Below are 25,279 nucleotides of genomic sequence, written 5' to 3'. Positions count from 1 at the left end.
AATGAGCCTGATTGATGGTTTACGGGCAAAGGTTGCCAAATGGCCTTATTCGCTGCTATCAGTTATGGCGGCGGTTTCGGCATTTGGTTTATATACTTCAATGTATGCTTTCCGTAAAGCTTTTGCAGCCGGAACCTTTACCGGACAGCAATACCTGCATGTTGATTATAAGGTGTGGCTGGTAATAGCCCAGGTAATAGGTTACACCTTAAGCAAATTTTACGGTATCCGCTTTATTGCCGAAGTGAACAGCAAAACCAGGGGGCGTTATATTTTAGCACTTATCGGTTTTGCCTGGGCAGCTTTGCTTGCCTTTGCTTTTGTACCCGCACCGTGGAATATTATTTTCCTGTTCCTTAACGGCTTTCCTTTAGGGCTCATCTGGGGTTTGGTTTTTGGTTACCTTGAAGGCCGCCGCTCAACCGAATTTATGGCAGCGGTATTATCTATCAGCCTGATATTTGCATCGGGGTTTGTAAAAACAGTTGGGCGTACATTGCTTACGGTTTTCCATGTGAACGAATATCATATGCCTTTTTTAACAGGCGCTTTATTTGTTTTACCCTTGTTACTTTTTGTTTTTTGTATGGAACTGATGCCTGCCCCAACTGCCCGGGATAAGCAGTTGCGTGCAGAGCGCAGCCCTATGGACGCAACCGAACGTAAGCAGTTTTTGGTTCGGTTTTTACCTGGTATTATCCTCACCATTATCATATATGTGCTGCTCACCGTTATGCGCGATGTACGCGACAATTTTGAAGTAGAGATCTGGGCCGACCTGGGCATAAAAAGTAACAGCATTTACACCAATATAGATTCCATTATTTCCGTTATAGTTTTGGTTGGCATGAGCCTGCTCATCCTTGTAAAAAAGAATTTAAGGGCTTTCAGTATCATTCACCTGTTTATTATAGGTGGCTGTGTGCTGGTAGGTGTATCAACCCTGTTATTCTCGTTGAAAATGATAAGCCCGGTAAGCTGGATGACCATGGCCGGTCTTGGCCTTTATATGGGCTACGTGCCTTACAATGCTATATTTTTTGATAGGATGATAGCTACCTTTAATTACCGCAGCAACGTAGGCTTCATTATGTACATAGCCGATTCTATGGGTTACCTGGGCAGCGTAAGCATTTTGTTTATCAAAGAATTAGGTCGCCCAAACATTAGCTGGGGCACATTTTTTAAAGAGGGTGTAATGGTTGTAGCAGTAGTAGGGGGCATTTGCAGTGTACTATCGCTCATTTACTTTTTGCAAAGTGCTAAATCAAGTCAAAATTCAAAAGGCAAAATTCAAAACGCCGACTTAACGAACAACGACTTAATGACAACAACAAAATGAAAGAAAATAGTAATTCAAAAAGCTCCCCCTTCAGGGGGCCGGGAGGCTCTGCGATAGTCATAGGCGCGGGCATAGTAGGCCTGGCAACCGCCCGGGCCCTTGCCATACGTGGCTGCAAAGTAACCGTGTTTGAACGTAATGAACGTGCGGTTGGCGCATCAATCCGTAACTTCGGGATGATTTGGCCAATAGGGCAGACTACCGGACCAATGTTTGAGCGTGCTATGCTCTCGCGCAGCATCTGGAAAACCATTTGTACCGAAGCCAATATCTGGCATAATGAAGTAGGCTCATTACACCTGGCTTATCATGATGATGAGCTGCAGGTGATAAAGGAATATGTAGAGGTTAACCATCAGTACCGCGATTGTAAACTATTAACACCTGGCGAAGCTATCTCAAAATCACCGGCCATAAATACCGATGGATTAAAAGGCGCATTATGGAGCGGCGAGGAAATGATCATCGAATCGCGGGAGGCCGTGGGGCAGGTGGCAAAATACCTGGCCGATAAATTTGGTGTGGAATTTCATTGGAACACCGCTATCAGCCGGATTGAGCACCCTAAAGTATACTCAGGCACCCAAAGCTGGCAGGCCGATGAAATATTTGTTTGCAGCGGTGCCGACTTTGAAACCTTATACCCCGAACTTTTTGCCCAAACCGAAATTACCAAGTGTAAGTTACAAATGATGCGTTTGGTTAGCCAGCCGGATGAATGGCGCATTGGTCCATCGTTATGCGGTGGTTTATCCATGATCCATTATCCTGGTTTCCAGGCAGCAGCTTCATTGCCCGCATTGCGCAAACGTTATGAAGAGCAATATGCTGTACACCTTAACTGGGGTATTCATGTTATGGTATCGCAAAATGGCAGTGGAGAACTTACCATAGGCGATTCGCATGAGTACGGCCTGGTGCACGACCCTTTTGACAAGGCATTTATTAATAATTTAATAACCGGATACTTACACACCTTTGCTAATTTTAAGGACTGGAATCTCCTGCAATCGTGGCACGGCATCTACCCAAAAATGACCAACGGGGCAACCGAATTAATTGTAGATGTTGAGCATGGTGTAACCATCATAAACGGTCTTGGCGGTAACGGGATGACGCTTTCGTTGGGTTTGTGCGAACAGGTAATTGCTAAAAGATAATTAGTCCATGGACGATAGTCCATGGTTGGATAAGATATTGTATTCAAACAACAACCATGGTCTACGGACTATTGACCATGGTTTAAATGGTCAAAATAAAAAAACATGCGTGACTCAAGGAGAGATTTTCTTAAAAAGGCGGCTTTACTAACCGGCGCGGCGGGGCTTGCCGGCGTTTTACCCGAATCTATTCAAAAAGCGATGGCTATAAACCCGGCCCCGGGCAGCACCTATATGGATGCGGAGCACATTGTGATCCTGATGCAGGAAAACCGCTCGTTTGATCATACCTATGGTATGTTAAAGGGTGTGCGCGGATATAATGATCCGCGGGCTATCGATCTGCCAAATAAAAACAAGGTATGGCTGCAAACCAATAATAAAGGCGAAACTTATGCGCCTTTCCGTTTGGATATTAAGGGGACCAAAGCTACCTGGATGTCGTCGTTACCGCACTCCTGGGCCAACCAGGTTAATGCCCGTAATGACGGTAAATTTGATCAGTGGCTTAATGTAAAACAAAACGGCATAAAGGAGTATAGCCACATGCCTTTAACGCTTGGCTACCATAACCGCGAGGATCTCCCTTTTTATTATGCTTTAGCTGATGCCTTTACCGTATGCGACCAGAATTTTTGCTCGTCGCTTACCGGCACCAACCCCAACAGGCTATACTTTTGGAGCGGAACTATCCGCGCCGAGCAGCATGAAAATTCCCGTGCCCATGTTTGGAATGATGATATGGATTATGGCACACTCAACTGGGCTACTTTCCCCGAGCGTTTGGAAGACCATGATATTTCATGGAAACATTACCAGAACGAAATAGCTATTGATACCGGTTTTGTGGGAGAGGAAGATCCCTGGTTATCAAATTTCCAGGATAACCCCTTAGAGTTTTTTGGTCAGTACAATATCAAGCTTTACGATAAACATATAGCGCACCTGCAAAAAAGATTTACCCTTTTGCCGGATGAGATAGCTGATGTTGAAAAGCAAATTGCGGCCTTACCTGCCGGCGATGCGCATATTGATCATCTAAAAAAACAGCTTAAACAAAAAAAACGCGACCTGGATAATATCAAAAAAGATATGGCCAGCCTTGATCCGGGTAAGTTTGCCAAACTATCGCAACGCGAAAAAAACCTGCATCAAAAAGGTTTTGTAACCAATACAAATGATCCGCATTACCGCACACTGGTTAACCTGAAATATAATGATAACGGTACCGAACGCGAATTGCTGGTACCCAAAGGCGATGTACTGCACCAGTTTAGGGAGGATGTAAAAACAGGGGCCTTGCCAACTGTATCCTGGTTATCGGCACCCGAGAACTTTTCTGATCACCCCAGCTCGGCATGGTATGGCGCATGGTATGTATCCGAAGTGATGGATATCCTAACTAAAAACCCCGAAGTTTGGAAAAAAACTATTTTTATATTGGCTTACGACGAGAACGATGGTTATTTTGATCACGTGCCGCCGTTTGTAGCGCCTCATCCGCACAAAGAGGGAACAGGTAAAGTTTCAAAAGGAATTGATACCAGTGTTGAATTTGTAACCCTTGAACAGGAAAAAGCCCGCGACAATTTTCCCGAAGTTTATGATCGTGAAAGCGCTATTGGTTTAGGCTATCGTGTTCCTTTGGTAATTGCTTCGCCATGGAGCAAGGGAGGCTGGGTAAACTCCGAAGTTTTTGACCATACCTCAACCCTACAATTCCTGGAGAATTTTTTAAGTAAAAAAACAGGTAAAAAAGTAGTTGAACCAAATATCAGCAACTGGCGCCGCACAGTTTGCGGTGACCTAACCTCTGTTTTTCGCCCATACAACGGCGAAAAAATAGCCAACCCTGAGTTTGTTGTTAAAGATACTTTTTACGAAAGTATCCACATGGCCAAATTTAAAAAACTGCCCACCTATAAACTGCTCACTGCCGATGAAATAGCCGGGATCAACAAAGATCCGTACGCTTCGCCTTATATGGCCCAACAGGAAAAGGGCATAAAACCGTCATCGGCCCTGCCATACCAGTTGTACGCAGATGGTAAATTAAGTGCTGATAAAAAATCTTTCGAAATAAAATTTAATGCAAGTAAACAGGCATTTGGTAATAAAGCTTTAGGCTCGGCATTCAATGTTTATGCGCCCGGTAAATATGCAAGTTTTAATGATCCGCAGCAAATGGAGCCTTTGCGCACCTGGGCCTACGCGCTTACCGCAGGCGATAGCCTGGCCGATACATGGCCAATACACGAATTTGAGAACGGTGAATACCACCTGCGTGTTTACGGGCCAAACGGCTTCTTTCGTGAATATAAAGGCACCGCTGCCGATCCATTAGTTGATGTGGCCTGCGAATACCAGGAACTGGCCGGAAAACTAACCGGCAATATCGCCCTGAAACTATTTAATTTAAGTCCAGATAAGGCTTATACTGTTGAAGTTATAGATCATGGTTATAAAACCAACAATCATAAAACATTATTAAATAAAAAGGGTAAAAACGCATTAACGCTTGATCTGGCTAAAAGCCATGGTTGGTACGATTTCAGTGTGAAAGTAACCGGTAGTCACACTTTCGAAAAAAGGTACGCAGGCCGTGTTGAAACCGGTAAACATAGCTTTAGCGACCCGTTAATGGGAAGAGTGGTATAGAAAAGCATTTGTCTTTTTATCAACCCGGCAGTTTTATTAAAGCTGCCGGGTTTGTTTTTTGCCTCCTGAGGGAGCAAAATTTGCCTGAAACAAAAAAAGTTTTTTATTTAAAAATAATCTTGTAATTATGCCTATCCAATTCAGAAACCGTTTTACAGTCCATTTATGCTTCCAGGTAAGGAATATCAAATGTGGCCCGATGCTAAATTGTTAGATTTACTAAGGCTGGATGACCGTGAGGCATTTGAATTACTGTATAAAAGATATTCGGCCAAACTTTTTCATGCTGCTTATAATCTATTCAGGGACCGCGATGTTTGCGAAGACCTGGTGCAGGAATTGTTTATCGATTTGTGGACAAAACGAAACCAGCTAAACATCACTTCGGTGGAAGCCTACCTCAAAGTTGCTATCAGGCACCGGGTTATCTATTATATCCGCACCAAAAAAGCCACGCTCAACCTGGAAGTTATTGAAGAGCTGATAGAAAAATATACCGCCGATAGCAAACTCCTTCAAAATGACATTAGCCAGCTACTGGAAAGCAATGTTGCCCGACTGCCTGAAAAATGCCGCCAGATCTTTACCCTCAGTCGTAAGGAATACCTATCTAATAAAGAGATCGCTTCCCGCTTAAATATCTCCATAAAAACTGTCGAAAATCAGATCACTATAGCTTTGCGCTATCTGCGTACCGGGCTTACAGATTATTTGCCATCTGTGATTGCCTTGCTGCTGGTGCATATGATAATTTAGGAGATAATTCTATCCTATGATTATTTAAAAAACTATTGTTTAAATTTGTTAAACCAATGTAGGCTTGTAGTTTTCATCCAACTCCAGTTAAAAATATTGCCGGTTGCCTGTTTATCGTTAAATCTGTTTAAAAAGCTGAAAATGAAAAAGATATCGCTTTTTTTCGCACTCCCTGTTCTTTTGTTAGGAACATATTTGTTTGCATTTCAAATCAAAAAGTTACCCGGCAAAAAAGAGGTTAAGAGAACCAATGTGGTCACTTGCGGCTCACCTTCGGCCATTGGTGATGCGGACACTACCGCTCAGGGAAAATTCATTGTAAAATTACCTGGCTGGGGGCATTATAGCTACGCTATTTCAACCCATAATGACAGCGCCCGGTTTTATTTTAACCAGGGTTTAACCATGTACTATAGTTATCATATGAAAGAGGCATTAGCCTCGTTTAAAGAAGCGGCCCGGTTTGCCCCCTCTTCGCCCATGACCTATTGGGGGCAGGCATTAAGCATGGGCCCTTACTATAATGCTAACGTGTATATTATACCAAAAGGGTTGCCCGCGGTTTTAAAACAATTAAACGTGAATGCTAATAATGCAACCGAAAAAGAAAAAGCACTCATCAGGGTTATGAAGCTGCGGTATCCGGTAGTGCAGGAACAAACTACACATGATGAAAAGGCTTATGCGCAAGGTATGAAGAAGCTGATATCGGTGTATCCCGAAGATGTTGACATAAAAATGCTGTATATAGATGCCATAATGCTGATACATCCCTGGGATTTTTGGAATACAGACGGATCGTCAAAAGAATGGACACCAGAACTGGTTGATCTTTGTAAACGTGTTTTGAAAGCAAACCCTGAGCATCCTGCTGCCTTGCATTATTATATTCACCTGGTAGAGGCATCCCGTAACCCCGGCGCGGTTATGGCAAATGCCGAACCTTTAAAAAGACTGTTCCCCGGTGTAGGTCATATGGTTCATATGGCGAGCCATGTTTACCAGAGAAACGGATTGTATTTTCAGGGTGTAGATGCCAACGACAAGGCCAATAAAAGTGTCCTCGCGTATTATTCAATTGCAAAAAACATTTCTCTTGCTAAAGCCATACCGCACCTGTACGCGGTGCAAACTTATTGTGCTTTTAGTGGGGGGATGTATGCAAAAGGCATGGATGCTGCTTTACATTGCCGGAATAGCGTTTCGCCTGCGCCGGATGATAATTATTCGCAGTATTTGTATATGATGCCTGTGCTTACCATGGTGCGCCTTGGTAAATGGGATGAAATCCTGAAGGATAATGTTGAACCAGATCCCGGTTGGACTTATGCCCGGATACTGAAAAATTTTGCAAAAGGATTGGCCTTTATTTATAGCGGCAAGCCGGATTCTGCCAGCAGGCAGCTAATGTTGTTGCAGAGTAATATTAACAACCCTGTTTTAAATGGCAGGCGTAGTCCCTTTAATACTGCTTTAGAAGGAGCCACGATAGCAGAAAATATACTGGCCGGGGCAATTTTATTGGCACAAAACAAATATGAAAGCGGTATTGCATACCTTAACAAGGCTGTAAAAGTGGAAGACAATATGATTTATGCTGAGCCCGCTGAATGGCCTATCCCTGCGCGGCAATTTTTGGGCGCCTACCTTTTAAAAAACGATGATAATACTTTGGCAGAGCAGGTTTACCGGGAAGACCTGGTACATAATCCGGGTAACGGATGGTCGTTATTAGGTTTGTATCAAAGCCTCAAGGCACAAAACCAGAAAGAGAAACTGGCTGAATATAAATCGGGCTTTCTCCGTTCGTTTTCGCATGCAGATGTTGTGCCGGCAAGCTCAGTTTTTATGAATTGAATTTAGGGTGCCTGGGTTTGATCATAGTTATTTGAAGAATTATTATGTAAATTTGTTAGTATCAATTTAAGGATGCTATGGATCGTATTGTGTTAGATGTTGATAGTACTCTTGCAAGGGCATGGCGTAACGTTACGCCTTCTGTAAGGGCGCGTTATGAAGAAAAAATAAATGCAGTTTTAAGAGGTCTTAAGGAAGTTGAATTTGATCGCTTACTCGATGAAGCGGGCCGGATAGCGGCTAATAACGGATTAACAGAAGAAAAACTGGATGCGTTATTAAATGAAGAGGATTAAAAGATTTATTATTGACACTAATACTTTAATCAGTGGCCAAATTCAACTGCAAGAAAAGTACTGAATAGGGTAAGAAGAGACGGTATAATCCTTCTATCACAAGCTACAGCCAATGAATTTACCGATGTATTTGTCAGACCTAAGTTTGATAAGTATTTGCCTTTGGAAATCAGACTTGAGATTATTGACGATTTCAGATCATTGGCATTAATGGCTGACCCTGCAATAAATATTGATGAATGTCGTGATCCCAAGGATAATAAATTTCTTGAAATTGCTATTTCTGAATCCGCTCATTGTATTATTACCGGGGATCAGGATTTGTTAATCCTTCATCCGTTTCGGTAAATCCCAATATTAACAGCAAGTCAATTTTTAGAACAATTTTGAACGCTTCTAACTCAACTAAATAATTTCTTAAAAAAAACTTTAAACTTCTTTGGGGGGTAGGGCATGTTGGATGCATCCTGCATATATAAACCATGAGAAAGTTTAATTTCAGGAAAAAGCAGATCGCCGCGAAGGACCAATCTTTGCAGGAAGAAATCGTAAATCAATATTTTGATGAGCTTGATTTGGGCAATGCGCCCGAAGTTAACAACCATGGTGTTGAATTTAACAGCGATGAGGTATACAACCGAATCACCGCACAAATTGATGGATCGGGCAAAAATAAAACCTTTAAAAAGCAATGGCTTGTTGCTGCTTCCCTGTTTGCCGGTTTATGTTTCTCGGCATATATCTATCGTAATAACATTCTTGATTATGTATCTCCCATCGCTAATAAACAAATAGCCGCAGCTAACGGGAAAATAATAAACGTAACGCTGGTAGATGGTACAAAAGTTTGGCTTAATGGCGGCAGCAAGCTAATCTATCCCGAAAAATTTCGCGGCGATAAAAGAGAGATCACTTTGGTAGGTGAGGCATTTTTAGATGTGGCCCATAACGCCGAAAGATCGTTCATTGTGCATACCGGCGCCATCCGTACCCAGGTACTGGGTACAAGCTTTAATGTAAAAGCCTACCCCGAAGACCATTTTGTAAAAGTTGATGTTTTAAGCGGTAAAGTAGGTGTTATTGGTGCGGCCAATAACGCAAAAAGATCACAAACCATTTTTTTAACTCCCGCCCAGGAAGTAGTATTTAACAGGGATAACAACCAGGCGGTAAAAAAAGAGATGGTGGATGTGCAGGTGCTCACAGCCTGGAAAAACGGCGACCTGGTATTTAAAAATATGCCACTGCCCGAAGTTCTAAATACCATTGAGCACCGCTTCAATGTGAAAGTTAATGCCGATATCAATTTAGTGAAGTGTTCTATCTCGGCCAATTTTACCAATGTATCCTTAGTAAATATCATGAAGATCATATCTAAGCTGGTGAAAGGTAAAGCCATACAGGAGGGATCCGGCTATCGCCTGAAGGGTAAAGGCTGTTAAATTAAACCGATTAGTAAAAAATATAACCAATTATTAGCTAACCTAAATTAAAAAAAGAATGATGACATAAATACATAAAAAAAACCCTGATCAAAGGGATTTGAACAGGGTTGCTTAAAATGCCAGGTTAATAATAAGTGCAACGTTTCGAGGTCCAATTCAGAACAGAGCACTTCAATTTCAAACACTTTAATTATCTCAAATCTATGAATATATCTCTATTTTCAAATGGAGTAGTTCGTTATGTAATAATATTAATGAAATTTACCTCGCTCGCCTGCTTTGTTGTTTGCTTTACGTGCCTCTCGGCCGTTGCAAATGATTCATTTGGTCAGAAATTTTTAGAGGTATCAGTTACGCTTAAGTTTAAAAACTCAAAGCTTACTGATGCCCTTGATAAAATTTCGGCCGATAAACATATAAAATTTGCTTACGCAGACAATGTACTAAAGCCGGAATACAGGGTGACTTTAAACGCCAAAAATAAAAGCATCAAACAGGTGCTTAATGAGGTGTTAACTCCATTTAACCTCAGCTACAAAATTATTGATGATGTAGTTGTTATCGACGAAAAAAACGAGCTGGAAAATAATCCGGGAGGTATACAGCAGGCCCCGCCAGTCCCCATTAAAATAACGGGTAAGGTAACCGACGAAAATAACCTGCCATTCCCTGGTGTTGGTGTAAAAATAAAAGGCACCACAACAGGTACCATTACCAATACCGACGGAACCTTTACGTTAAACAATGTAGGCAGCGACGAGATCCTGGTGTTCAGTTTTATTGGCTATACATCAAAGGAAATTTCTGTAGGCGGCCAAACTACCATAAACGTGCAGCTATCGCCGGAGCGTACTTCGTTAAATGAGGTTGTTGTGGTTGGCTACGGCACACAAAAACGCGCCAATATTATCGGCGCCGTCGATCAGATTTCATCAAAAGCTATCGAGGGTAAGCCATCGGTAAATTTAACCCAGGCTTTGCAGGGTACGTCGCCAAATCTTATCATTCAGCAAACCAATTCGGAGCCGGGGGCTTATGCCAATATTAATATTCGCGGTGTGAGCACGTTGGGCAATAACAGTCCGCTGGTGGTTATAGATGGTATAACCGGTGGCGATATCAATTTGCTTAATCCACAGGATATTGAAAGCGTTTCTGTATTAAAGGATGCGGGTAGCGCCGCCATTTACGGTTCAAGATCGGCAAACGGCGTGATATTAGTTACTACTAAAAAGGGAAAGAAAAATTCAAATACGCAATTAAGCTACAATGGGCAGGCTGGTGTGCAGGAGCCGCATGTAGGGTACAAGCCGGTGCACAGTTATGAAAATGCTATCCTTAGGAATGAGGCCGTTGTAAATGCAGGTTTGCAACCTATCTATAGTCCGCAGGATATCCGCAATTTTCAGCAGCAGGGCGATCAGCAATGGTTCCTGGATGCTATTTTAAAGAATGCTGTACTGCAAAACCATAACCTGGCTTTAACAGGAGGTAATGCTACCTCATCATACCTTGTATCGGCAGGGGTAACAGATCAGCGCAGCAATTTAGTTGGACCAAATTATGGCTTGCGCCGTTACAATTACCGGATAAATTTAAGCAGCGAGTACGGTAAGCTAAAGCTTACAAGTATCCTGTCGTACTCACGCACCGAAATAAAAGAACATTCCTACAATACATCAACCCTTATAGTTGACGCGGGCAGAACACCCACCTATTATAAAATAAAAGACGACCAGGGCAGGTACCTGACCAATGATGTGTTAACAGAGTTTAACCCGCTGGGAATATTAGAAGCCGGTGGCTACCGTAAACGCGATAACGATAACATATTTGGTAATTTAAACGCCGAGCTGGCCATTACCAAAGATTTTAAACTAAAAGGTGTTTTTGGCGGAACGCTTTTAGCAAATCATATGTTTGGCAGGGTGATAGAGGTTGACTATTTCCCGAAAGGGACTTATGGCGCCGACAGGAATACCAATGATGATAACAACAAAAACCTTTTCCTGAACACGCAGGTAATAGCGGAGTACACCAAAACATTCCACAAATCGCATAATGTTAATGTGTTGATAGGCGTGGCTAATGAATCATCAACCAATCAAAGCAATTACCTGCGTCTTAAATATACCGACCCGGAACTTGGTACTCCTGTTACAGGAACCATCATCGATCCATCATCATCGGCAACCAATAACAATACTACCGAAAGTAGCCTGAACTCTGCTTTTGGTCGTGCCGGTTATAATTTCCAGAATAAAATTTACGGTGAGTTTAATTTCAGGATAGATGCTTCATCAAAGTTCAATACGCAAAATCGTAATGCTTTCTTTCCTTCCGGATCTGTTGGTTACAGGATTACTGAAGAGAATTTCATGCAGCATTACCGGGACAATTATGGCGATCTGAAATTAAGGGCATCATATGGTATTTTGGGCAACCAGAATGTGGGCGATTATCAATACCAGCGTACCTATGGTCCGTTTCAGAATGCGTACGGTTTTAATAATTCTGGCGTAGGCGGTACCGAGATTAAATTTGCTAATCCCGATATCCGCTGGGAACGGGCTGCAACATTGAATATAGGTGTTGACGCCGGTTTCCTGAAAAATACATTAAATATTGCGGTTGATTATTTTAATAAAGAGACGAGAGATATTTTATTGCCACCAATAGTGCCTGGTGTGTATGGTGCGCAGGTACCTGACTATAATGCCGGTAAAGTACAAAACCGCGGATGGGAACTAACCGTTAACTACCGTTTATCAGGCAAAAACTTCAATCACTCTTTCTCCTTCAACGTAGCCGATACCAAAAACAAAGTATTATATCTTGAAGGCGGCGACCAGATAAAAACCTATGATGAATTGCAGTTGATTAATAAAGTTGGTTTGCCAATTGGCTCATATGTTGGGTTAAAACGCGATGGCTATTTCCAAAACCTGAATGATATTGTTAACGGGTCAAAACCTGCCGGTTTAACTGTTTCGCCAGGAGATAACCGTTATGTGGATGTTAATAAAGATGGAATTATTGATGATAACGACAGGTTTGTTTTAGGGAACGGTTTCCCTCGTTTAACTTTTGGGTTTACCTACAATGTTACCTTTAAAAACTTCGATTTTAACCTGTTTATGCAGGGGGTAGGCAAACGTAGCATGTTTGTACGTGGCGAACAGGTTGAGCCATTCCACTTTAACTACTCACAGGTGATCTATCAGCACCAGTTGGACTACTGGACACCTCAAAATCCTGATGCCCGTTATCCGCGCCTTGCCGCCGCCGGCAGCCAGTCAAATACCAACAACTTCAGGCGGGGATCTGATATGTACATTTTTGACGGCTCATACCTGCGCGTTAAAAACGTGACTTTGGGATATTCATTACCGCAAAGCGTTGCCAAAGCCATAGGTACGCATAAGGTTAGAGCTTATGTGTCTGGTCAAAATATTTTCACTTTCTCAGGTATGAAATTTCTTGACCCCGAATCAACCGAGCTTACCAGTAACGCCAATGTACCACAAGGCGGCGGTGCAAATAGTGGCAGGTCTTACCCAACGCCGATATATTATGGGTTTGGTATTGATGTAACATTATAATTTATTATACATGAAGAAATTAACAACATATAGAACCTTGTTTTTTATGGCCCTGGTAACTGTTATAGTTTCGGCCTGTAAAAAACTCGATCTGGCGCCGGTAAATAAATTTACCGATGCCAATTTCTGGACAACTGCAGAAAAAGCAAAGAGCGTATTAAATACTGCCTATTCACAAATGTTCCGCAGCGATTATTTCTTTTATAACGAAGGAATGAGCGACAATGCGTATAACGGCCGCGGCGATGCCAATGGGGTGGCGTCGCTGGCAGCCGGAACTTATGATCCTTCGTTGGGGCGTATTAAAGAGGAGTGGGGATACCACTATGCAGGCATCAAAACCTGTAATATATTTTTGGAAAATGCGGATAGGGTAGCAGCTTTGGATGCCGGCCTTAAAAGCAGGATGAAGGCCGAAGCCCGGTTTATTCGTGCTTATCATTATTTTCAACTGGCTACCTGGTTTGGTGATGTGCCTTTGTTTGATAAAGACGTCACTATTGATGATTCAAAAACAATTGCCCGCACGCCAAAAGCCCAGGTAATTGATTTTGTACTGAAAGAACTTGATGAAGCGGCAGCGGCATTGCCGGTTAACACAGCGTATGCTGTAGCCGATAAGGGCCGAATTACCAAAGGAGCCGCCATTGCGCTCAAAGCGAGGGTTTACCTTTATGATAGCCGCTGGCAGGATGTTGCAACTACCTGCGAAAAACTGATCAACGATAATACCAATGGTACCTACAGCTTATTCCCATCATATGAGGGATTGTTTTTACCGCAAAACGAGTATAACAGCGAGGTGATATTTGACCTGGAGTTTGTACCTAACGACAGAACATACAGCCAGTTTTTTGATTTTGCACCATTGGCCGTCGGTGCCCGTTTAAACGCCCTTGCCCCAACGCAGGAACTGGTTGACAGTTACCTGATGGATAATGGCAAAAAGATTAGCGAGGCCGGATCTGGCTATAACGAGGATAATCCATATGTAAACCGTGATCCAAGGATGACTAATACCGTTGTATACAATTTATATAAATGGAAAAAGCCTGATAACAGTATCCAAACCATTTACACCAAACCCGGATCTGATCCCGGTGCGGATAAACTGGATGAATATGCACCTGGCAAAGTAAGCTCACCGACAGGTTACTACATCCGCAAATATTACGACCCTACATCTGCCGTAAATTTCCAGTCGGGTTTAAATCTGATCCTGATCCGCTATGCTGATGTGCTGCTCATGTATGCCGAAGCTAAAAATGAACTTGGTCAGATGGATGCCGGTGTTTGGGATAAAACCATAAAAGCCATCCGCTCGCGTGCCGGGTTTACTGATGCGCCTGCACTTAACTTTAGTGGCGCTGCACAGGCCGATCTGCGTAATATCATTCGTAACGAACGCCGTAGTGAATTGGCTATGGAAGGTCTGCGGATATTCGATATCCGCAGGTGGAAAACAGCCGAGGTGGTACTGAACGGCTGGGCGCATGGAGCAAAATTTGGTCCGCTGTCTGTTGATAACGGGTACATCAGGGCTAATCTGCGCAGCTTCGATAAAAGTAAGGCTTACTTATGGCCGGTGCCACGCGACGAGCGTGCTGTTGATCCAAATCTTACTCAAAATCCAGGGTGGTAGTTCAATAATTATTTATAAAAAATTATAATCAATTAAGATCATGAAAAAAATTACTTTCTGCCTTATGGCAGGCATATTGGCATTAATAATTGTATCCGGCTGTAAAAAAGATAAAACCCTTAACCACACAAAGGTATCGGCAGTAAATAACTTTTTTGCCCCGGCCGATAACAAATTTATAAAGCTTGAACCGGCATCAGGTTCAGCATCATTTGAGTGGGAGCAGGCACAAGCCGAAGATAACGGCCTTGTAGTATATGAGGTTGCTTTTGATAAAGCTACCGGCGATTTCTCAAAACCTTTATATATTATGCCATCAGATGGTAACGGCTTATACAACAAACTAACCATCTCATTTAAGGACCTGAACAAAATTGCCGACCTGGCAGGAATCCAGCCACAGGAAACCGGTAAATTAAAATGGACGGTAATGTCGTCAAAAGGTATCAACGTACAAAAAAGCAGCTTGTCGCGTACAATTGAGGTTGAGCGTGCTGCCGGGTTTAGTGAAATTCCTGCCGATCTTTATTTAACCGGAACTGCTACCGAAGGCGGTGATGACCTGGGTAAAGCCGTGCACTTAAAGCAAACATCTACCGGTGTATTTGAAGCATACACCTCTTTAAAAGCCGGAACATATCATTTTGCTGAACGCAACACAGGCACACCTGCAACTTATTCAATTGATGGTGTAAAGTTATTAAAGGATGGCAGCACTACAGTTACAGGCGATACCAAAGTAGAAAAGGTAGTAGTAGATTTTACGACAGCGTCGGCAACTATAACACAGGTAGTATCTGTAGGTTTATGGTTTGCAGCCGATAACAAGATCTGGTTTGATCTGCCCTATAAAAGTAATGGTCAATGGGAAATTGATAATGCATCTATCGTATTTCACCAGGAATCATGGGGAAGGGATGAGCGTTATAAATTCCGTTTTACTTTAAAGGATGCCGCCGGTGTAACTACCACACAGTTTTACGGAAGCACAAATTCTGATAATAACCGCCCGGATGCCAATACAGCTGCATCATTTTATTATATGGTACCTGTTAACAGTTCGCAATATGATTACTGTTTCAAATTTACAGGAGCAGCCGATAATAAAACGGCTGATATAGTGGTGGATTTTAGTGCCGATGCTAAAGCCTATACCCACAAGGTTACTGTTAAGTAATAAAAATTATATGTTGTGTACCTGCGATTATCAGCAGGGGCACAACAATAAAACATTTAACTATAGTTTATGAAGATCATAACTCACAATATAAAACGGGTAGTATTGGCTGGCATGGTTCCGTTGATGCTTACCTCGTGTTTTAAGGATAAACCTTTTCCGCTTTATGGCAACAAGCCAACTGCTACGGTAGATTATAAGTTTGCAGCCACAGCCGATTCGTTACAGGATAAAACCTATAGCACCTATTTATCGGCCAACGGAAATTATTTTATACAGAATAATGCAGGTAACACCAATTACAACTACTGGCCACAGGCGCATACGCTTGATATTTTTACCGATGCTTTTTTACGAACTAAAAATGAGGTTTACAAACAGCGGATGAAATCATTACTAAACGGCACGCGCGCCACCAACGGTAATAAATATCAAAACGAATACTATGATGATATGGAATGGCTGGCCCTGGCAAGTCTGCGCGCCTATGAAGCAACCAATGATAATGATTACCTGGATGCTGCCAACACCTTATGGACGGATATAAAAACTGGCAAGAATGATAACCAGGGAGGGGGAATAGCCTGGCGTAAATCGCAACTTGATTATAAAAATACGCCAGCCAATGCACCGGCTATTATATTTGCCTGCCGGCTGTATCGCTTAAAAAACAATGCCGCCGATCTTACATTAGCCAAAGAACTTTACACATGGCTAAAGGCAACATTGGTTGATCCGGCAAGCGGCATCATCTGGGATGGTATAAACGGTAACCATGACGGGCAGATCAGCAAAAATAAATTTACTTATAACCAGGGAGTTTATATGGGCGCAGCTCTGGAGCTTTATAAGGCAACCAATAATGCCGATTACCTGGCCGATGCGGTACGCAATGCTACTGCTACTATAAACGATACCGACATCTCTCCCGGCGGATTGTTGAAATCAGAAGGGCAGGGCGATGGAGGCTTGTTTAAAGGGATTTTGGTTAGATACCTTACCTTGTTGATCCAGGAATCCGCGGTAGGTGCCACAGATCGTGATGCCTATGTTAAGTTTTTGAAATATAACGCGCAAACCTTGTATACAAAAGGCATCAGTCGCCCGGCGCTTTTTGTGAGTCCCGACTGGAAGAGCCAGCCATCTGCAACTACCGATCTGACTACTCAATTGAGTGGCGTAATGATGATAGAAGCCGCCGCCGTATTAAAGGCCGATGGTAAGTTTTAAATTTGAAATGTCTTCCGGGCATTAATCCCCGGAAGACATTTTTACCGATCCTATCCATACCTATGAAAAACATTATATCAGCCATATCTTTTTGCCTGGCAATAGTTTTAAATGCTACCGCCCAAACTACTGCCGATTATAAAAGCCGGATTGCCATCATCAATAAAAATATTTATGATAAGTTTTATGATAAAAAGGCAAACCTGTATTTTGAAACAAATGATCCGGTAACCAATAAGGGTAATCATTCGTTCCTGTGGCMATTGTGTGCCCTGGTTCAGGCTGCTAACGAAATGGAGGCCGGCCACCCATCAAAAACATACATAGCCCCGGTTATGAAAGCTATTGATCAGTATTACTCAGCCAAACCACCGGTACCAGGCTACCAGGCTATGGTGGTAAAGGAAAAAGTGGATTCCCGTTTTTATGATGATAACGAGTGGGTGGCCATTGCTTTGATGGATGCCTATGCCCGTAACCATAAAAAGGAATACCTTCATACTTCCGAAATGATCTACCGTTTCCTGTTATCAGGTCATGATATGGTTGGCGGCGGCGGTTTTTACTGGGTTGAAGGGAACAAAAAGGGAAAGAACACCTGTTCAAATGGTCCGGCTATTCTGGTTGCCCTGCAGCTTTACCAGGCAACCCATAAAAAAGCTTACCTGGATACTGCCATTGTAACTTACAACTGGACAAAACAACACCTGTTATCGCCCAAAGGCATTTATTATGATGCGATAAGGGTACCATCGATGAAAGTTGATTCAGCTTATTATTTATATAACGCGGGTACCATGCTGCAATCGGGTGTGATATTGTACAACATTACTAAAGACAAAAACTATTTGGATGATGCGCAGAGCGTAGCCAAAGCCGCCGAAAAGCATTTTTATAAAAACGGCAGATTACCCGGTAACTATTGGTTTAACGCGGTATTGCTTCGGGGATATATTGAGTTGTTTAAGGTTGATAAAAACAAGGCTCAATTAAAATTCCTGGTAGATGATGCCAACCGCACCTGGACCGAAGAAAAAGATGATCAAAACCTATTGGGCCCTAAAAAAGTAAAATCATTAATTGACCAGGCTGCCATGCTTGAGATCTATTCAAGGCTGGATAACCTGGAGTTGGATTAGCAGGTAAGGATATGTTCATTTTTTTTGTTGAAAAATGAACATATCTTAATTTTATGTCCATTTTATATTTTTTCAGGATTTTTTGTTGTCTTTCAGTTCCCGTACTTCCTGTTGCAATATAGCCACTTCGCCCTCGAGGACTTTCAGTCTTATCTCGTTGACACGGTTTTGAGTTTCCTGGGTTGCTCGTACATCTTTTATATCACCTTTTAGCTGGAAATAGGTTGTCATAACCGATACAACAATACTTATTGTACTAATGATAGTTACCGTGATGTTCTTAAGGGTAATGCCCCTTATTTCGTGTTGTTCAAGCGTTGTCATAGCTGTTTAAATAAATTAATTTCTTTTGCCCTGCGTTTTGTTAAAGTATCGCAAACCACTTTTTTGCCGGTAAGCGGATCTGTGATCTTATTCCAGGCCGAAAAGCATTCGGCTGCGGCTGCATAATCTTTAAGGTTGAGTTTTTTTAACAGGGTTGATTGTTTTAGGGCCCCGGTACCTTCATTGTAAGTGAAGGAAACCAGCGCGTCGAACTGGTTTTGAGTAAGCGGCACATGCACAGATTTGTTTACGGCGTTTTCGTACTGCTCAAGCGTTTTACCAAAAAGCTCATCTGCCTGTGCTTTGGTAATTGGTTTGTCGGCTGCTTTTATAGCCTTGCCATCAGCATAACTGGTAGAACCGTATCCAATAGTCCATACACCGGCTACATCTTTGTATGGATGTAATACTAAACCTTCAAACGTTTTAATCAGTTTAGTTCCGTTATTGCTTAGTTTCATTGTTAATTGTATTACCAGGTTCGGATTGTTTTACTGCAAACTGTGCAACAGCAGCTATAGTGGTACCAACTGTGGCCATTACGGCGGTAATGATTGGTGGTATAGCCCAAATTCCGGTTAACGAAACCGAAAGGGTTACCAACCCAGCACCTAAAATCTGTGCTTTTTTAAAAAATAAGGGCGTATCACTGGTGATACGTTGCCAGAACGTGTATTTTTTTTCCATGATGAGGGGGTGAACATTTTATAAGTAGTATGGTTAAATTTATTAACCATGATTATTAGTGATCAAAATTTTTTTTGATTTTTTTTTGTTAGCCTTGGATATTCAGTCAAATTTCAGTTGGCTAAATATTACATTTTTAATAAGTTATCTAATACTGGTTTCGCGATGTCATGCATTTTCGCGTACCCGGTTGGGTTGGGATGGACCAAGTCACTATTATAATAAGTGGTTGTTGCTATATTAAAAGCAGGATCAATGTTAAAATCAATTAAGGCATCATATTTTGAATTATCACTTCTAATCAGATCATTAAGCTGTACTAAGTATGGTCTGTTTGCTTCTGGCATAAAACCACTATGGTTAATATCTAAAATTGTACACATTGCGACCTTTGCACCTAAAGATCTGGCTGTTGCCACATAGGAACATAATCTGTTGTAATAAGTAATAGTATTTGAAGAATTGTTCATGATTGTGGTCATATCATTGGTGCCAATTAAAACAGTCATAACAACTTTTCTTCCTGCTGCTCTAGCATCAGTAATTGATTGGTTAACCCAACTTTGACGGGCAAATAAGGAATTTGCAGGTAAGACATCCCCTAGAGTTCCTAAAACGGCTCCACCTTCGGCGGGGCTGCTACCCATTAATTGAGGCGTAAAATCATCTCTCAGTAGTCTTTGATATGAGCCTAAAACCTGTGTTATACTATCGCCTTCGGAAATATAATAATAAGGGCTGCTATCGACAAAGTGGTTTTTTAACCGCATACGTTCTTTCATTAAGTTTGCGGCCGATAATGTATCAGCATCATTTAATTTACTTCTCCATAATGTAAATCCTGAGAATTTACCCCATGTAGCAAACTCATTATTTATGTCGCCTAGGATCCCTAACCTGGAGTAGCTTGTTACCGCTTGAATGCTGCCCTTATCCGTATGCATCACTTTAAAGCCATTTATGTAGATGTCATTAAATTGCCCATCAGTGGTTACAGTTAAAATAAACCACTCGTCTCTAAAAAAATGGAAAGAATTTTCGGCAATGTTATTAAACCAATTTGTAGGAACACGCAAGTAACCGTCATTTTCAAAGTAGGTAATTACAGATGAGTTTTCATAGGCGAGCATAATATTATACCCTCCAGGATTTACAGAAGGAATATTCATCGCGCACATAAATGACATTGATGGAATGGGTATAGGGGTCGTGTCTCTGTGAATTAATGAATTACCATTTACCTTAATAGCATCTTTCATTTTAAAGCTTAGATCACTTTTTAATCCTTTTGGCAAATAATCGCTACTGATTGTTAAGGTAGGGTCCTTTATCAATTGTGACGGGGCTGCAGTCGTTACTCCTGGTGTAAATCTTAAGTTCGATACTATTATAGATAATGATGTTATTGCAGATACAGCCGCTGTTCTTGCCGCCGCCAATATAAAGCCCCAATTGCTATCAGTATCAATGGTATTTTCTATCGTTAGTGCGAATGTTTGATCTGCATCCGTTAAAGCCCATTCAACATAGGAAGTGCCACCACCATCTAATGCAGGGCCAGCAAAAACACTTTTACCACTATCGCCCGGTAAAAGTCTTATCTCCATGCTAACATTCCACGTTCCAGCTGGGTAATAAATTCCTTTTAAAGGAATTGCACCAGGTGCATAGCCACTRCCGACTGCATTGACCCAATCAATTTGGGTAACAACATCAGAAGACAATGTTATATTTAAAGTACCTCCTTCAATTACTTTAGAAAATCTATTGTACTGTGCTATGTTGTTATCTAAAACCGAAGTATCACCTATAATTTTAAATTTATTCCAATGGTAAGCCGCGAAACTGCTATCAATATCTACTGTTGGCGAGCCTGGCATAGTGCCTAGTACTCCGCTGTAAATCCTTTCCTTTACTGCCTTGGCAGTTGTTAAAACCGTTGATGGAATAGTTGTTTGGTAAACCGCCTTACCATTAACCATCAAATATTTTCTTAACGTATAAGTAGTGCTATCAGGTACATTAAACATGTTTCCGTCGGCCGTTGCTGCTTTACCCAATGCTAAAGTGCTATAGGTTATGTCATCAACGGTGGTAGCAATTACGATCGTCGCTAAACTGTTGTCGGACGCCGTTGTATAGCCGCCTCCAGCTGTTTGATCTGCCATTATTGTTACATCGCCATCGGCTATTGCGCGTAAATAAGAGTTGCCGCCCGAAACTACAATAGTAGCTTTTGATGTGTCTGAGGAAGTAAAAGTTACTGGTCCAGGGCTGCTTGATACAAAGCTCAACAATTGATCAGCATCGCCTACTGCCATTGTTTTAACAGGATTAATATAGAATAAAGGTATATCGCCTACGTGAGGGGCATTAAAGGCAATAGTATTCAATAATGCCGCACTGGCCGGATTAATCCCCAATGCTTTAACGCGAACCTTTAAGGAACCTATTGGTATTTCTATACTTAAACCATCAGTGATCGTATATGTACCATCCCCGTTATCCGTAGTGTTTGATAGTGTACACGGTATCCATGTACCGTTGTTCACTTGATATTCATGGTCTGTTAATGGTCGTTTCATTATGCTTCGCCTCCTGTATATGTAAAAGTGTCAGCCTCATCATTCACTATGCCATTGGTTGGGGCTTCTGTTGTTGCTGGGTTTGGTAATTTGTATCTTAATTCACCGGTTGGTGTTTTGTAAAATGTATAGGGCACTAAAGTTCCGGCAAGCGCCGCTGCCTCAGTTGCATATATCGGTGCTGCCTGTATGTACGCTGTCATATTAAAACTGCTTACTTCGCTGGCCAACTCATCTATCTGCCCCTGCAACTCCTCATCCGCTGCACTCCTTAAACTTGCTTCATTGGCAATAGCTTCCTCATCAGAGTTATCCAGGGAAAACCCTTCAGGCCATACACCGCCCGTTTTCGGGCCAAAAAAGTGAGAGGTTGTTGTGTTGATATAATAATCACCGTTGGTACCGGTGTACAAATTGGACGGGTTACCCGTGCCGCTTAGGATAGTTTTGCCATTTACTCCTGCGGGGCCAGCTACACCTTGCGGTCCGGCTGGGCCGGCCGGACCGGTTTGCATCGAGAATACCTGGCTCCATGTGCCTGCCGATTTTTTGTAAAAAATGCCGCTGAGGGTGTTGATGTAGGTATCGTTGTTTTTACCTGTGGAGCTGCCGGGATTACCGGTGCCGTATAAAACGGTTCCGTCAGCGGCATTGCCTGTGGGGAAGGTATAAACTACTGTCCAAACGGCAGCTATTTTTTGCGCTATAGAACCTGTAGCTGTATTGATGAAAACGTCGCCAGGTTTACCGGTAATGTTTTGGGGCAGTGTATCACCAAAAGAAATATTCGCACCTACCGGCAATTCCGACCCGATAAACTGCAGCAGCGTGTTAAAGGCAAACTGGTAATCGGTGCCGCTTTTTATCAGGATGGAATTGTCGGCTGCGCTGATAATGGATGCTACGGGCAGATCGCTTATTTTTTTATCAGTTGCCATCAGTTTAAAAATTCGGTAATGGTTAAATTATAGTTGTTGTAGCTGCCCGGGTAGTTGAAATCTGTTTTATCAACACCCCTAATGCGCGGACCAGCCTGCCTGCTGCTTTTGTTTTTTGCATTATATCTCCAAAGCGGGAAGTCGGTCTTATTGTCCCACAAAAACTTTTCAACGTCGTTGGCATAGGCATTGGCTATGCTGCGCTGCTGTTGTACCAGCTTTACAACTTCGGGCGATGTAAGCGGATCGCCATTTTCGTGGCGTTTAATTACCGGGCCGGTTGCCGTATAATGCACCGCGTCGTTTTCAATAAAGCGGGCGAAGGTGAAATAAACCATGGTTGGCGCCAGGCCCTCGTATAAAACAATGTGTCCATACTGATCCAGGTATTCGCTGCCATTTAACAGGTCTTTATAGTGCTGCGGTGCATCCTCATTTAAGGTGCCATCTTCATTAAAATGGGTTAAAAAATCGTAGTATAAAGCATGCCCCAAAAATGGTTTCAAGTCCAGTTCCTGGGCTTTTTTGATGAATACCTTCAGGCGTTCGGGTTTTATATTTACAGTAATATCCTCGTATTGCTGAAATGTGGTTTGATTGATGAGATAGATCATAAGCCCCCTCTAAATCTCCCCCTGAAGGGGGAGACTTTTTGATTATGTTAATGGATAAGTTAATTGTAAACGTAAGCCCCCTCTAAATCTCCCCCGGTAGGGGAGACTTTTGGGTTGGTCGGTTAATATTTGTTTTTGAAAGTGCAAAGCCTGCTCTAAACCTCCTCTGGGAAGGAGAAAGGTTTTTGATTAGCAAGTTTTTTAAGTCCTCCCTTCCGGGGAGGATTTAGGAGGGGCTGGCTTGCTAATTACACATTGCCTCAGCCTCGGCCTGTTTAAAGCCGTAGGCATAAACCAGGGCTGCTATTTTGTTTTGCAACGGAATGGCCGATGCAAGCAACTCATTGATGCTTTTACCTGCTTTTATACCTGCATTATCGTCGGCAGCTATAGCCGGTACGGTTATAATATTCCAGTTTCCGGACGGGTTAATATCGGTGTAAAAGTGACTAAATACTTCGGCCAGTGTTTCGGCAAGCTCCAGCCTGTCGGGCGCGGTGTTGTCATTAAACTCGATGATGGCCTGCTTTTTTTCACCGCCATTGCTTAAGCCTGATGATTTTTCGGCATTGATGAGTTCCCTCGGTACTGAGAACCCTTTAATGATCCGTGCTTCAACTGATCTTTCCGTTGTTTCAAACAGCTTATCATTGTTCTGGATAGGGTAGGCCTTAAACTCCGGTTTAGAGTTTTCATCTTCGTACTCAATCACAATGATTTTTTGTGCGCTTTTAGTTCCCTGGAATGCGCCAAGATCTTGCTCCAATTGCGATGTAGTATTTACACCGGCAAACTCATCGGCATCGGGCCTGCTGTTATCGGCTTCTTCCCTGCGGGCCCGCATAAACAACATGGTTGAAGGTAAAAAGCCGGTTGTTACCTCGCGGTTATTAAAAACCTTAATGCCCGCTTCGGTCTCAAAATCTTCCCAAACAGAATCAGCTTCAATCAATGGATAATCATCAACTTCGGGGTTAAAATAAAGCAGCTGGCCTTTGTATTTGTCCCATCCGCCGGCATCGGTAACCTGTTGTTGAATCACTACAGGATCTGGGTTGTAGCCGTCAAGGAAGGTGATCTTACTGCGCATAATATTCTTCCAGGTTTTACGGCCCCAGTCATTATAGATCGCGTATTTACCGGCAGTTTGCGGGCAATCGGTATCGCCCATGCGGATGTCTTCAAACTTTACATAGTTAACCGAAGCTATTTTGAAATTGGCGTTGTAATTTACGTGGACCCCAAAGCCAGTGAACAAGGCTTTGTCGGTTGCCAAAGCTTTCAATAACTTTGCCAATGTTAAACCTTTGGAATTTATCACCTGTTTACCCAGACCCTCTGTTTCAAATCCGTTACCGGCTATAAATTTGGCCCTCTTATTCCAGCAGTCTTTGGCAGTAGGTGATCCCGATACCAATTCCAGCATGCGCTGCGGATAGGCATTATCCAGGTCGTAGTTAAGGATGCCATACGTTTGATTAGGCCTTACCAGTATTCTTCGCTCAATTTGCGGTAAGTAGGTTTTCATATGCCCCCCTTACCCCCTAAAGGGGGAGTTAGCGTACTAACCTCTTTTAATTTTCTTTCAGTTTTATTTTCCATTTTTTTCTTCTTGATTATAAAAACGCCCTCTTCGGGGGGCTGGGGGGCAAACAGCGATGCTATATGCGGATATTTGTTTAGGTACCATTTGGCTTCCTCGTCGCTCAGGTTATCATTGCTATGCACTGCCGGCGAGCCCGGGGCGAACTGATGCTTGCCGGGCTTTAGAATGTATTTTTTAGAGTTCACAGTTTTGAGTTTTAAATGTTGAGTTTAGTTTTAAGC

Annotated in this window: 20 protein-coding genes and 1 pseudogene; 13 read left to right on the top strand and 8 right to left on the bottom strand. The window is 42.4% G+C overall.

The window, feature by feature from the left end:
* The first annotated feature begins 1 nt into the window (after position 1).
* From AC1DO4_RS21210 to AC1DO4_RS21150, 13 genes and pseudogenes are all read left to right on the top strand, one after another.
* Complete coding sequence (locus tag AC1DO4_RS21210; RefSeq protein WP_477419509.1) at positions 2-1,342, top strand: DUF5690 family protein; 1,341 nt, start codon at positions 2-4, stop codon at positions 1,340-1,342.
* Complete coding sequence (locus AC1DO4_RS21205) at positions 1,339-2,502, top strand: TIGR03364 family FAD-dependent oxidoreductase (protein ID WP_477419507.1); 1,164 nt, start codon at positions 1,339-1,341, stop codon at positions 2,500-2,502. The genes AC1DO4_RS21210 and AC1DO4_RS21205 overlap by 4 nt, the downstream gene beginning before the upstream one ends.
* 105 nt (positions 2,503-2,607) lie before the next feature.
* Positions 2,608-5,160 (top strand): phosphocholine-specific phospholipase C, encoded by a 2,553-nt coding sequence (locus AC1DO4_RS21200; protein WP_477419505.1) that lies wholly within the window; start codon positions 2,608-2,610, stop codon positions 5,158-5,160.
* A gap of 165 nt (positions 5,161-5,325) precedes the next feature.
* On the top strand, positions 5,326-5,916 hold the full coding sequence (locus AC1DO4_RS21195; RefSeq protein ID WP_477419503.1) for an RNA polymerase sigma-70 factor: 591 nt from the start codon (positions 5,326-5,328) through the stop codon (positions 5,914-5,916).
* A 141-nt stretch (positions 5,917-6,057) separates the two neighbouring features.
* On the top strand, positions 6,058-7,773 hold the full coding sequence (locus AC1DO4_RS21190; protein ID WP_477419501.1) for a tetratricopeptide repeat protein: 1,716 nt from the start codon (positions 6,058-6,060) through the stop codon (positions 7,771-7,773).
* 77 nt (positions 7,774-7,850) lie between these two features.
* Positions 7,851-8,069 (top strand): hypothetical protein, encoded by a 219-nt coding sequence (locus tag AC1DO4_RS21185; protein ID WP_477419499.1) that lies wholly within the window; start codon positions 7,851-7,853, stop codon positions 8,067-8,069.
* Between the two features lie 48 nt (positions 8,070-8,117).
* Positions 8,118-8,417: pseudogene (locus tag AC1DO4_RS21180) on the top strand (putative toxin-antitoxin system toxin component, PIN family); the annotation flags it as partial.
* 134 nt (positions 8,418-8,551) lie between these two features.
* On the top strand, positions 8,552-9,511 hold the full coding sequence (locus AC1DO4_RS21175) for a FecR family protein (protein WP_477419497.1): 960 nt from the start codon (positions 8,552-8,554) through the stop codon (positions 9,509-9,511).
* Positions 9,512-9,717: 206 nt separating this feature from the next.
* Positions 9,718-13,116 carry a TonB-dependent receptor gene (locus AC1DO4_RS21170; protein WP_477419495.1) on the top strand — a complete coding sequence of 1,133 codons (3,399 nt, stop codon included), beginning with the start codon at positions 9,718-9,720 and terminating at the stop codon, positions 13,114-13,116.
* Between the two features lie 10 nt (positions 13,117-13,126).
* Complete coding sequence (locus tag AC1DO4_RS21165; RefSeq protein WP_477419493.1) at positions 13,127-14,758, top strand: RagB/SusD family nutrient uptake outer membrane protein; 1,632 nt, start codon at positions 13,127-13,129, stop codon at positions 14,756-14,758.
* Between the two features lie 40 nt (positions 14,759-14,798).
* Positions 14,799-15,935, top strand: coding sequence for a SusE domain-containing protein (locus tag AC1DO4_RS21160; protein WP_477419491.1), 1,137 nt, complete (start codon positions 14,799-14,801; stop codon positions 15,933-15,935).
* A 69-nt stretch (positions 15,936-16,004) separates the two neighbouring features.
* The gene (locus AC1DO4_RS21155; protein WP_477419489.1) at positions 16,005-17,165 is read left to right on the top strand and encodes a glycoside hydrolase family 76 protein; all 1,161 of its coding nucleotides are present in this window, start codon (positions 16,005-16,007) and stop codon (positions 17,163-17,165) included.
* A 62-nt stretch (positions 17,166-17,227) separates the two neighbouring features.
* Positions 17,228-18,304: a glycoside hydrolase family 76 protein gene (locus AC1DO4_RS21150; protein ID WP_477419487.1), complete on the top strand. Its 1,077-nt coding sequence runs from the start codon at positions 17,228-17,230 to the stop codon at positions 18,302-18,304.
* Between the two features lie 72 nt (positions 18,305-18,376).
* Here AC1DO4_RS21150 and AC1DO4_RS21145 read toward each other — a convergent pair whose 3' ends face one another.
* The 8 genes from AC1DO4_RS21145 to AC1DO4_RS21110 all read right to left on the bottom strand — a co-directional run bounded on the left by AC1DO4_RS21145 (position 18,377) and on the right by AC1DO4_RS21110 (position 25,243).
* Positions 18,377-18,628: a hypothetical protein gene (locus AC1DO4_RS21145; protein WP_477419485.1), complete on the bottom strand. Its 252-nt coding sequence runs from the start codon at positions 18,626-18,628 to the stop codon at positions 18,377-18,379.
* Positions 18,625-19,089 carry a lysozyme gene (locus tag AC1DO4_RS21140; RefSeq protein WP_477419483.1) on the bottom strand — a complete coding sequence of 155 codons (465 nt, stop codon included), beginning with the start codon at positions 19,087-19,089 and terminating at the stop codon, positions 18,625-18,627. Before AC1DO4_RS21140 ends, AC1DO4_RS21145 begins: the two co-directional genes overlap by 4 nt.
* Entirely contained in the window at positions 19,073-19,315 is a 243-nt protein-coding gene (locus AC1DO4_RS21135) for a hypothetical protein (RefSeq protein ID WP_477419481.1), read from the bottom strand. Before AC1DO4_RS21135 ends, AC1DO4_RS21140 begins: the two co-directional genes overlap by 17 nt.
* Positions 19,316-19,443: 128 nt before the next feature.
* Positions 19,444-21,900, bottom strand: a complete 2,457-nt coding sequence (locus tag AC1DO4_RS21130) for an SGNH/GDSL hydrolase family protein (protein ID WP_477419479.1) — start codon at positions 21,898-21,900, stop codon at positions 19,444-19,446.
* Positions 21,900-22,838 carry a hypothetical protein gene (locus AC1DO4_RS21125; protein ID WP_477419476.1) on the bottom strand — a complete coding sequence of 313 codons (939 nt, stop codon included), beginning with the start codon at positions 22,836-22,838 and terminating at the stop codon, positions 21,900-21,902. The genes AC1DO4_RS21130 and AC1DO4_RS21125 overlap by 1 nt, the downstream gene beginning before the upstream one ends.
* A complete protein-coding gene (locus tag AC1DO4_RS21120) occupies positions 22,838-23,452 on the bottom strand; it encodes a DUF6712 family protein (RefSeq protein ID WP_477419474.1) in 615 nt (204 codons plus the stop codon). Before AC1DO4_RS21120 ends, AC1DO4_RS21125 begins: the two co-directional genes overlap by 1 nt.
* 244 nt (positions 23,453-23,696) lie before the next feature.
* The gene (locus AC1DO4_RS21115; protein WP_477419472.1) at positions 23,697-24,980 is read right to left on the bottom strand and encodes a hypothetical protein; all 1,284 of its coding nucleotides are present in this window, start codon (positions 24,978-24,980) and stop codon (positions 23,697-23,699) included.
* On the bottom strand, positions 24,977-25,243 hold the full coding sequence (locus AC1DO4_RS21110; RefSeq protein WP_477419470.1) for a hypothetical protein: 267 nt from the start codon (positions 25,241-25,243) through the stop codon (positions 24,977-24,979). Before AC1DO4_RS21110 ends, AC1DO4_RS21115 begins: the two co-directional genes overlap by 4 nt.
* Positions 25,244-25,279 lie beyond the last annotated feature (36 nt).

It is taken from the genome of Mucilaginibacter sp. P5_A6, assembly GCF_056400585.1.
This window is presented reverse-complemented; position numbering and strand designations above follow the sequence as displayed.

Coding starts and splice junctions, on each gene's coding strand:
- AC1DO4_RS21210 (WP_477419509.1), top strand. CDS start 2: ATGAGCCTGATTGATGGTTTACGGGCAAAGGTTGCCAAATGGCCTTAT.
- AC1DO4_RS21135 (WP_477419481.1), bottom strand. CDS start 19,315: ATGGAAAAAAAATACACGTTCTGGCAACGTATCACCAGTGATACGCCC.
- AC1DO4_RS21165 (WP_477419493.1), top strand. CDS start 13,127: ATGAAGAAATTAACAACATATAGAACCTTGTTTTTTATGGCCCTGGTA.
- AC1DO4_RS21125 (WP_477419476.1), bottom strand. CDS start 22,838: ATGGCAACTGATAAAAAAATAAGCGATCTGCCCGTAGCATCCATTATC.
- AC1DO4_RS21140 (WP_477419483.1), bottom strand. CDS start 19,089: ATGAAACTAAGCAATAACGGAACTAAACTGATTAAAACGTTTGAAGGT.
- AC1DO4_RS21195 (WP_477419503.1), top strand. CDS start 5,326: ATGCTTCCAGGTAAGGAATATCAAATGTGGCCCGATGCTAAATTGTTA.
- AC1DO4_RS21170 (WP_477419495.1), top strand. CDS start 9,718: ATGAATATATCTCTATTTTCAAATGGAGTAGTTCGTTATGTAATAATA.
- AC1DO4_RS21205 (WP_477419507.1), top strand. CDS start 1,339: ATGAAAGAAAATAGTAATTCAAAAAGCTCCCCCTTCAGGGGGCCGGGA.
- AC1DO4_RS21190 (WP_477419501.1), top strand. CDS start 6,058: ATGAAAAAGATATCGCTTTTTTTCGCACTCCCTGTTCTTTTGTTAGGA.
- AC1DO4_RS21145 (WP_477419485.1), bottom strand. CDS start 18,628: ATGACAACGCTTGAACAACACGAAATAAGGGGCATTACCCTTAAGAAC.
- AC1DO4_RS21120 (WP_477419474.1), bottom strand. CDS start 23,452: ATGATCTATCTCATCAATCAAACCACATTTCAGCAATACGAGGATATT.
- AC1DO4_RS21185 (WP_477419499.1), top strand. CDS start 7,851: ATGGATCGTATTGTGTTAGATGTTGATAGTACTCTTGCAAGGGCATGG.
- AC1DO4_RS21155 (WP_477419489.1), top strand. CDS start 16,005: ATGAAGATCATAACTCACAATATAAAACGGGTAGTATTGGCTGGCATG.
- AC1DO4_RS21175 (WP_477419497.1), top strand. CDS start 8,552: ATGAGAAAGTTTAATTTCAGGAAAAAGCAGATCGCCGCGAAGGACCAA.
- AC1DO4_RS21115 (WP_477419472.1), bottom strand. CDS start 24,980: ATGAAAACCTACTTACCGCAAATTGAGCGAAGAATACTGGTAAGGCCT.
- AC1DO4_RS21160 (WP_477419491.1), top strand. CDS start 14,799: ATGAAAAAAATTACTTTCTGCCTTATGGCAGGCATATTGGCATTAATA.
- AC1DO4_RS21200 (WP_477419505.1), top strand. CDS start 2,608: ATGCGTGACTCAAGGAGAGATTTTCTTAAAAAGGCGGCTTTACTAACC.